At 76.2% G+C, this 7,725-nt stretch carries 10 protein-coding genes; 5 read left to right on the forward strand and 5 right to left on the reverse strand.

Features of this window, described 5'->3' with window-relative positions; genetic code table 11:
- The 3 genes from VM95_RS36425 to VM95_RS36435 all read left to right on the forward strand — a co-directional run.
- A partial coding sequence (locus VM95_RS36425; protein WP_045705355.1) for a winged helix-turn-helix domain-containing protein occupies positions 1 to 331 on the forward strand: 331 nt, incomplete at its 5' end.
- Positions 328 to 1,527, forward strand: a complete 1,200-nt coding sequence (locus VM95_RS36430; protein WP_045705357.1) for a sensor histidine kinase — start codon at positions 328 to 330, stop codon at positions 1,525 to 1,527. The genes VM95_RS36425 and VM95_RS36430, both read left to right, overlap by 4 nt.
- A gap of 108 nt (positions 1,528 to 1,635) precedes the next feature.
- A complete protein-coding gene (locus tag VM95_RS36435; RefSeq protein ID WP_045705359.1) occupies positions 1,636 to 2,040 on the forward strand; it encodes a tautomerase family protein in 405 nt (134 codons plus the stop codon).
- Between the two features lie 12 nt (positions 2,041 to 2,052).
- Here the strand turns inward: VM95_RS36435 and VM95_RS36440 are convergent, their stop codons facing one another.
- Entirely contained in the window at positions 2,053 to 2,988 is a 936-nt protein-coding gene (locus VM95_RS36440) for an oxidoreductase (RefSeq protein ID WP_045705361.1), read from the reverse strand.
- Positions 2,989 to 3,070: 82 nt separating this feature from the next.
- Here VM95_RS36440 and VM95_RS36445 point away from each other — a divergent pair, with 82 nt between their 5' ends.
- A complete protein-coding gene (locus VM95_RS36445) occupies positions 3,071 to 3,679 on the forward strand; it encodes an acyl-CoA-like ligand-binding transcription factor (protein ID WP_045705363.1) in 609 nt (202 codons plus the stop codon).
- A gap of 6 nt (positions 3,680 to 3,685) precedes the next feature.
- Here the strand turns inward: VM95_RS36445 and VM95_RS36450 are convergent, their stop codons facing one another.
- A complete protein-coding gene (locus VM95_RS36450; RefSeq protein ID WP_045705365.1) occupies positions 3,686 to 3,925 on the reverse strand; it encodes a hypothetical protein in 240 nt (79 codons plus the stop codon).
- Positions 3,926 to 4,124: 199 nt separating this feature from the next.
- Between VM95_RS36450 and VM95_RS36455 the strand changes: the two genes are divergently transcribed.
- Positions 4,125 to 4,472 (forward strand): hypothetical protein, encoded by a 348-nt coding sequence (locus VM95_RS36455; protein ID WP_045705367.1) that lies wholly within the window; start codon positions 4,125 to 4,127, stop codon positions 4,470 to 4,472.
- Positions 4,473 to 4,564: 92 nt separating this feature from the next.
- Here the strand turns inward: VM95_RS36455 and def are convergent, their stop codons facing one another.
- From def to VM95_RS36470, 3 genes are all read right to left on the reverse strand, one after another.
- Positions 4,565 to 5,131 carry a peptide deformylase gene (def, locus tag VM95_RS36460; RefSeq protein WP_078861136.1) on the reverse strand — a complete coding sequence of 189 codons (567 nt, stop codon included), beginning with the start codon at positions 5,129 to 5,131 and terminating at the stop codon, positions 4,565 to 4,567.
- A gap of 139 nt (positions 5,132 to 5,270) precedes the next feature.
- A complete protein-coding gene (locus VM95_RS36465) occupies positions 5,271 to 6,257 on the reverse strand; it encodes a tetratricopeptide repeat protein (protein ID WP_045705370.1) in 987 nt (328 codons plus the stop codon).
- Between the two features lie 257 nt (positions 6,258 to 6,514).
- Positions 6,515 to 7,725 (reverse strand): HD-GYP domain-containing protein (locus VM95_RS36470; protein WP_045705372.1); only part of this gene is annotated, 1,211 nt, incomplete at its 5' end.

The raw sequence follows: 7,725 nt of genomic DNA on the forward strand, positions 1-7,725 counted from the left end.
CGTCCGCGTCGTCCCCACCGCCCCCGACGCCCCCGCCGCCGCCCTGCGCAGCTTCGACGGCCTCCAGGTGGACACCGACAGCATGGAGGTCCGGGTCCACGGCCGCCTCGTCCCGCTCACCCCCACCGAACTGCGCCTGCTGCTGGAGTTCACCGCCGCGCCCGGCATCGTGCTGGAGCGCAGCACCCTGCTCGAACGCGTCTGGGACTACGAGTGGGGCGCCGACACCCGCGTCGTCGACGTCCACGTGCAGCGGCTGCGCGCCAAGATCGGCGCCGAGCGGATCGAGACCGTCCGCGGGTTCGGCTACAAGCTGCGGCGCCCGGCATGACCCTGCGCCGCCAGATCGCCACCGCCGTCGCCGCCATCTCCGTCCTGGTCGCGGTGGCCGTGGGCCTGCTGGTCCACCGGGCGATGATCCGTCAGCACGTCGACCAGGCCCGCACCGCCTCGCTCACCGCCCTCGACTCGGCCCTCGCCGGCTACGGCCGCGGCGACGGCCCGGCCGGCCCGGGCAGCGCGGTGGACGACCCGGCCCTGCCCGACCGGCTGCGCGCCCTCGCCGCCGGCGGCCACCGGGGCACCCTGCTCGCGGCGGACGGCCCGGGCGAGTCGATGTGGGCGGCCGCCCCGGTCCGCGACGGCGTGCTCTCCGTCCGGGTCGACTTCACCCAGGACCGCCGGGCCATCGCCGACCTGGACCGGATCATCCTGATCACCGTCGTCGCCGCGGTCTTCACCACCGTGCTGGCCGGCGTCCTGGTCGCCGACCGGATCAGCCGCCGGCTGCGCACCGCGGCCACCGCGGCCCGGGGCATCGCCGCCGGCGGCACCGACACCCGGATCGGCGAACTCGTCGACGGCCGCGACGAGGTGGCCGACCTGGCCGCCGCCGTCGACCTGATGTCCCGCACCCTGCACCGCCGGCTGGAGGACGAGCAGCGCTTCACCGCCGACGTCGCCCACGAGCTGCGCACCCCGCTCACCGGCCTGGTCACCGCCGCCGAACTCCTGCCGCCCGGCCGCCCCACCCAGCTCGTGCGGAACCGGGTCCAGGCGCTGCGCGGCCTGGTCGAGGACCTGCTGGAGGTCTCCCGCCTGGACGCCGACGCCGAGGCCCCCGACCTGTGCGCCGTCCCGCTGGAACGCGCGGTGCGCCGCACGGTCACCCTCACCGCACTGGACGTCGACGTCGAGATCACCACCGACCAGGAGGTCCGCACCGACCTGCGGCGCCTCGACCGGATCCTCGGCAACCTGCTGCTCAACGCCCACCGCCACGGCGCCGGCCCCGTCCTGCTGCGGGTCGACGGCCGCCGCATCACCGTCCGCGACCACGGCCCCGGCTTCCCCGACGACCTGCTCCGGCACGGCCCCCAGCGCTTCCGCACCAACGCCCCCGAACGCGGCCGCGGCCACGGCCTGGGCCTCACCATCGCCACCGGCCACGCCCGCGTCATCGGCGCCGCCCTCACCTTCGCCAACCACCCGGACGGCGGCGCCCTGGCGACCCTCACCCTCCCCTAGCCTTCACCGGTCTGACGCCTCGCCAACTCCCCGTACCTACTAGTATGTACGGGCGGACCGCGTCCGATCGCGAGAGGAATCCGAGAGGAACCCGAGGAGGAACCCGAGATGCCCTTCGTCCGGATCGACGCCCTGCGGGCCGACAGCGCACGCCTGGACGCCCTCGGCCGCGCGGTGCACGAGGCCCTGGTGGAGACGATCGGCATTCCGCCGGACGACCACTTCCAGGTCCTGGTCGGCCACGACGGCGTCCACAGCACCCTGCGCTTCGGCGACTACCTCGGCGTGCACCGCGACGAGGGCATCGTCTACATCGCGATCACCCTGCGCGCCGGCCGGACGCCGGACCTGAAGCGGGCCCTCTACCGGCGGATCGCCGAACTCGCCGAGGCGTACGCGGGCACCGAGCCGCGGAACGTGTTCGTCACGCTGACCGAGAACGGGCCGGCGGACTGGTCGCTCGGCCACGGGCTGGCCCAGTACGCCCCGGCCCCACCGGACCACGGCGCATGACCCCGGCCGCCTTCACCCGGCCGCCGGGAACGGGAACGTGACCCCGGTCAGCCGCTCCGACAGCTCCCACAGCCGCCGCCCCGTCCCGGCGTCGTCGGCCGCCTCCGCCGGCCGTACGACCTTCGGGGCGCCGCGCAGCTCACCCGTCCCGCCCGGGCCGATGAACTGACCGCTCAGCGCCGCCGGGTCGGTCGCGGCGAACAGCTGCGGCAGCGCGCCGCGCTCGGGTGTCTGGGCGAGCGGGGTCAGCAGACGGCCGAAGAGCAGCTTCACCACCCCGACCGGGGAACCGGTCTGCAGGTTGGTGGCGGCGTAGCCGGGGTGCGCGAGCAGGCTACGGACCGGGCTGCCGGCGGCGGCCAGGCGCCGGTGGAGCTCCCGGCCGAAGACGGCGTTGGCGAGCTTGGACTGGTTGTAGTGGCCCATCGGCGAGTACCGGCTCCCGCCGTCGAGGTCGTCGAAGGCGATGCGCCCCCGCCGGTGGTTGGTCGAGCTGACGGTGACCACCCGCGGGTCCTCGCCCTCGGCCAGCAGGTCGAGCAGCAGCCCGGTGAGCGCGAAGTGGCCGAGGTGGTTGGCGGCGAACTGGAGCTCGTGGCCCTGCGCGCTGAGGGTGCGCGGCGGCGCCATCACCCCGGCGTTGTTGACCAGGACGTCCGGGCGGACACCGTCCGCGCGCAGCCGCTCGGCGAAGGAGCGGACGCTGTCGAGGTCGGCCAGGTCGAGCCGGCGCACCTCCAGGGGGCCGCCCGGCCGGTCGGCGGCGATCCGCTCGGCCGCGTACCGCCCCTTGGCCTCGTCGCGCACGGCGAGGATCACCCGGCCGCCGCTGCGGGCGATCGCCCGGGTGGTCGCCAGCCCGAGGCCGCTGTTCGCCCCGGTGACGACGAACACCCGCCCGGTCTGGTCCGGAATCCGCTCGGTGGTCCATGCCTGAGACTTCGTCATGCGTCACACGTTGCCTCGCGTGTCACCAAGTGTCAAGGAGGTCATTCGACGCCACAGTCGGCGCGCTGTGTAGCATGACGGGGTGACCACCACCCCCACCGCGAGCCTGGCCGAGCGCAAGCGGCAGCTCGTCGCCGACGAACTGACCAGGGCCGCACTGGGCCTGCTGGCCCAGAAGGGGTTCGACGCGGTCACCGTCGACGAGATCGCGGCCTGCGCCGGCATGTCCAAGCGGACGTTCTTCCGCTACTTCGCCTCCAAGGAGGACGTGGTCGTCCAGTTCCTCGCCGGGCTGGGCGCCGGCATGCGCGCCGAACTCGCCTCCCGCCCGGCCGGGGAGCCGCCCTCCGCCGCCCTCCGGCACGCCGTCCGCGCCTGCGTCGACGCCTGCGCCGGCCAGGCCGAGCGCACCCTGCGCGTCGTCCGGCTGATCCTCGGCACGCCCGCCCTGCACGCCCGCTTCCTGGAACACCAGGCACAGTGGCGCGACGAACTCGCCGCCGAACTCGCCGCCCGGCTGGGCCTGGACGCCGCCGCCCTCCACCCCCGGCTCGCGGCCGGCACCGCCCTGACCGCCTTCGACGTCGTCCTCCAGCAGTGGAGCTCCGGCGACGGCAGCGAGGACCCGGCCGCCCTCACCGACCGGGCCTTCGCCACCCTCGCCCCCGCCCTCGACGCCACCCCGCGGTAGGGCCCGCTACGCCCGCAGCCGCGCCGCCGCACACCCCAGCACGACCACCGCCACCAGCCCGCTCCACGGCAGCGCGCTCTCCCACAGGCTCCGCAGGTTCCACCCCAGGTCCGGCACCCACCGGTGCCCGGCCAGCGCGAACGCGACCAGCAGCCCCGACGCCGCCCGCCACCCACCCGCGCCGCCACACCGGCACCACGACCGCCCCGCGTCGCACCCCTCGGGCGCGCACCGGGAACCGGACACGGGCCGACCCCGCCTCCCACAGCACGGGACCGCCCCTACCCGGCCGCGTCCGGCAGCTGCGCCGGACACGCCCCGCCGGGGGCCGTCAGCAGCTCGAAGTGCCAGATCTCCTCACCGCCGCAGGCCGCCTCGGCGACCCGTGGCTCATCCACACCGTGCCCGGCGTCGGCTACCGCCTCACCCACCCCGAAGACACGCCGTGACCAGCGACGAAGCCCGCCGGGTCCGCCCCCGCCGGCTCACCGCCCGGATGCGCCTGACCCTCAGCTACACCCTCTTCGCCGTCACCGCCGGCACCCTCTCCCTCGCCGTCGTGTACGTCGGCATGAAGTACATCCCCAACTACCCCCTCACCTCCGCCAACCCCCGCTACCGCTCCGACGCCCCCGCCCGCCAGCAGATCCTCGACTCCCTCCTCACCGCCTGCGGCTACGCCCTCGCCCTGCTCACCGCGGTCGGCATGGTCGGCGGCTGGTTCGGCGAGCTGCGCCTGGCCCCCGAGCCGGCCGGCGGCCTGCGCGCCGAGCTCACCCTGCCGGCCCGCTGACCCGCCGACCCGTCGACCCGTCGACCCGCGCAACGGCGAGGGCCGGTGCGGGGGATCCCCCGCACCGGCCCTCGTCAACCGCCGTCGACCGCTTACTCGTTCGGCACCGTGGCGTAGCGCGCCGTGCCCTCGGCCATCTGCCGCAGCGCGTCCTTGCGGTCCCGCTTCGACAGCTTGTCGATGTACAGCGTCCCGTACAGGTGGTCGGTCTCGTGCTGCAGGCAGCGGGCGAAGAAGCCGGTGCCCTCGACCCGGATCGGCTTGCCGTCCTTGTCGACGCCGGTCACCGCGGCGTAGTCGGGGCGCGGCAGCTCGGCGTACGCGGTGGGGACGGACAGGCAGCCCTCGTTGCCGTCGTCGAGCACGCGGCGCCGGTCGGCCGGGTACTCCTCCAGCACGGGGTTGATCACGTGGCCGATGTGGCGCACGCCCTCGTCGTCGGGGCAGTCGTAGACGAAGACCTTCAGGTCGACGCCGATCTGGTTGGCGGCGAGGCCGACGCCCTCGGCGGCGTACATCGACTGGAACATGTCGTCGATCAGCGCGGACAGTTCGCCGTCGAAGGCGGTGACCGTCTTCACCTCGCGGTGCAGCACCGGGTTGCCGACGACGGTGATCGGGCGGGCGGTCCCCTTGGTCAGGTCGGGCTCCTCGCCCATCACCTTCACGGGGGTCTCGGGCGCCGCCCCCTCCACGTCGTGCTCGTGGTCGTGGTCGTGCCCGTGCTGCTCGGCCTGCTCCGCCATGTCTTCCGCTTCCGTCGGTCTACGCGTACCTCACCAGGGTACTCAGCGGGGTTCAGCAGACCTCTTCGAGATCCCGGTACGCCCGGCTGTCCGGCGCGGCCCCCACCCAGCGGTCCAGCAGGGTGCGGACGAGGTGCGCGGGCGCGGCGATCCCGCACTCGCGCTCGACCAGCCAGGACATGCCGGCGGCGCCGCCCTGGCTGAGGTGGCTGAGGTGCCCGGGGTGGGCGGCGTCGCCGTCGTCGTGCGGGTCGTGGTGGGCGGCGAGGCCGTCGTCGGCGGCCATCCGGCTCTCCGAGCAGGCCCGGCACAGCAGCCGCACCGAGGACGTCCAGTCCTCGGCCGCGTACCCGGCGTCGGCGACGAGGCGCTCCAGCGCGTCCCGGTCGCCGGCGGTGGCGGCCTGCAGCAGCACCACGTACGTCGGCACGGGCGAGGGCGCCCACAGCTCGATCTCGTCGAAGACGGGGTAGGCGACCCCGTCGGTGACCCGCTCGCCGTGCGGGGCGCCGTCGTGCAGCACCACCTCGCCCCAGCGGCGGCCGGAGGACGGCAGCGGGATGGACAGCACCTCGATCCGGGCCGGGTCCAGCCGGCGGCCCCAGACCACCTCGGACTCGCCGTCCGGGGAGAGCCGCACCGGGGTGGTGCCGAGGTCGAGGGCGACCGGGCCGGTCTCGCCGGGGCCGCCGGGCAGCCGCAGGCCGTACGCCTGCCAGGCGCGGCGGGCCAGCGGCCAGTCCTGCAGGGCGGTGGCGGTGATGCCGAGGTTCCACCAGTCGGGGGCGCCGTGCTCGCGGTCGAGCAGGGCGACGGCGCGCAGGCCGGCGGAGCGGGCCTGCTCCCAGTCGCGGCGGAACTTGTGCAGCAGGGCGAGGTTGAACCAGGAGTCGGACAGCCAGGGCTCCAGGTCGGCGGCCATCACCAGCAGCGCGCCGGCGTCCTCGTAGCGGCCGTCGCCGATCAGCGTGAAGGCCCGGTCGGTCGTCTGCCGCCAGGTGGCGGACGGCCGGTGCCGTGCCCGGTGGAAGATCCTCACGTTCGTCCCTGCCGTCGTCGTCCGCTCAAGTCCCGGTGCACACCGCCCCGGTGGCGCCCCGTGGTGCCCGGGGCGGCGTACGGAGCCCGGTGCCCCGGGTCGGTGTTCCACGCTACGACCGCATCCAACCACGCCCGCCCCCGCCCGCGCTCCCCACCGCCGAGGTTGGGGTCCGCCCTCCCCAGCCTGCCCGTCCGGGGCCGCCTCCTCAACCCGTGCCGGGTCCCGGGGGCGCGGCGGCCCCGCGGACCGGGGCCTCAGCGGGCCTGGCCGCCGACCCGGGCCAGCGCGTCCACCACGCGCGCGTCGTAGACCCGCCCCCGGCCCAGCCGCAGCACCTCCAGCGCCTCCAGCCGCCCGACCGCCTCACCGACGCCCCGGCCGCGGGCGGCGGTCAGCAGGTCGTCGTGGGCGTTGGCGACCCGGATGATCCGGGCGGCGAGCGGGACGGGCCCCTCCCCGCCGGCCGTCCCGGCGCACGGGTCGGCCAGCCGGGCGACCTGCTCGGCGACCTGCCGGGGCACCCCGGTGCGGCTGATCACCTCGCTGCCCAGGCGGGCGATCCGCTGCTGCTCGGCGCAGGGCAGCACGGCGGTGGCGCCGTCCGGCACCGGTTCGACCAGGGACAGCTGGCCGACGTCGTGCATCAGCGCCGCGTACTCCAGCAGGGCCAGCTCGCGGGTGCCCAGGCCCAGCTCGCGGCCGAGCGCGCACGCCGTGTCGGCGACCCGGCGGGCGTGCCCGTGCGGGGTGTAGCCGGCCACCTCGGTGGCGCGGGCCAGCGAGGCGATGGTCTGCCCGGTGGTGGCGCGCACGGCGGCGGCCCGCCGGAACGACACCTGGGCGAGCAGCAGCGGGGTGCAGAACAGCGGCAGCGCCCACAGCCCGACCTCGCCGGCCGCGAGGCTGACCAGCATCCCGGTGGCGACGATCGCCGAGCCGATCCCGAACAGCGAGCGCAGCTCGTCCTCCAGCGCGGCGGGCAGGCGCAGCCCGGTCGCCGAGCGCCGCAGCACGGCGGCCAGGGTGGCGTCGCACAGGGCGGCGAGCGCGGCGACGGCGGTCAGGAACGCCCCGTAGGCGGGGCCGTCCGGGGAGAACCGGTCGATCAGGCCGCCGTTGTAGAGCGGCTGGAAGATCGCGGCGGCGAAGCCGGCCCCGAGCAGCCGGCGGGCGGCGCTGTCCCGGCGGGCCGGGTCGGCCCACGGCGGGCGCCGGTGCGGGCGGGGGCGCCCGGGGCGGGCCCCGGGGCCGGTCCGGCACCCGCCGGGCGGGCGACGCCGGGCGCGGATCGTCGGACGGGCCCCGGCGAGGCCGGGCAGCCAGGCCAGCGCCAGCCCGGCCCCGGTGACGGCGACCACCTGGAGCGTGCCGTGCGCGGTCGGCAGGCCGCGCAGCGGCCCGAGCAGGGCGTACGCGAGCGCGCCGGCGGCGCCGATGGGCGCCTGCTCGCGGTCCCCCGGAAGGG

The organism is Streptomyces rubellomurinus (assembly GCF_000961885.1).
Classification (GTDB): domain Bacteria; phylum Actinomycetota; class Actinomycetes; order Streptomycetales; family Streptomycetaceae; genus Kitasatospora; species Kitasatospora rubellomurina.

Excerpts from the sequence above, each read along its gene's own strand:
- VM95_RS36430 (WP_045705357.1), top strand. The coding sequence starts at position 328 with ATGACCCTGCGCCGCCAGATCGCCACCGCCGTCGCCGCCATCTCCGTC.
- VM95_RS36435 (WP_045705359.1), top strand. The coding sequence starts at position 1,636 with ATGCCCTTCGTCCGGATCGACGCCCTGCGGGCCGACAGCGCACGCCTG.
- VM95_RS36440 (WP_045705361.1), bottom strand. The coding sequence starts at position 2,988 with ATGACGAAGTCTCAGGCATGGACCACCGAGCGGATTCCGGACCAGACC.
- def (WP_078861136.1), bottom strand. The coding sequence starts at position 5,131 with ATGGGCGAGGAGCCCGACCTGACCAAGGGGACCGCCCGCCCGATCACC.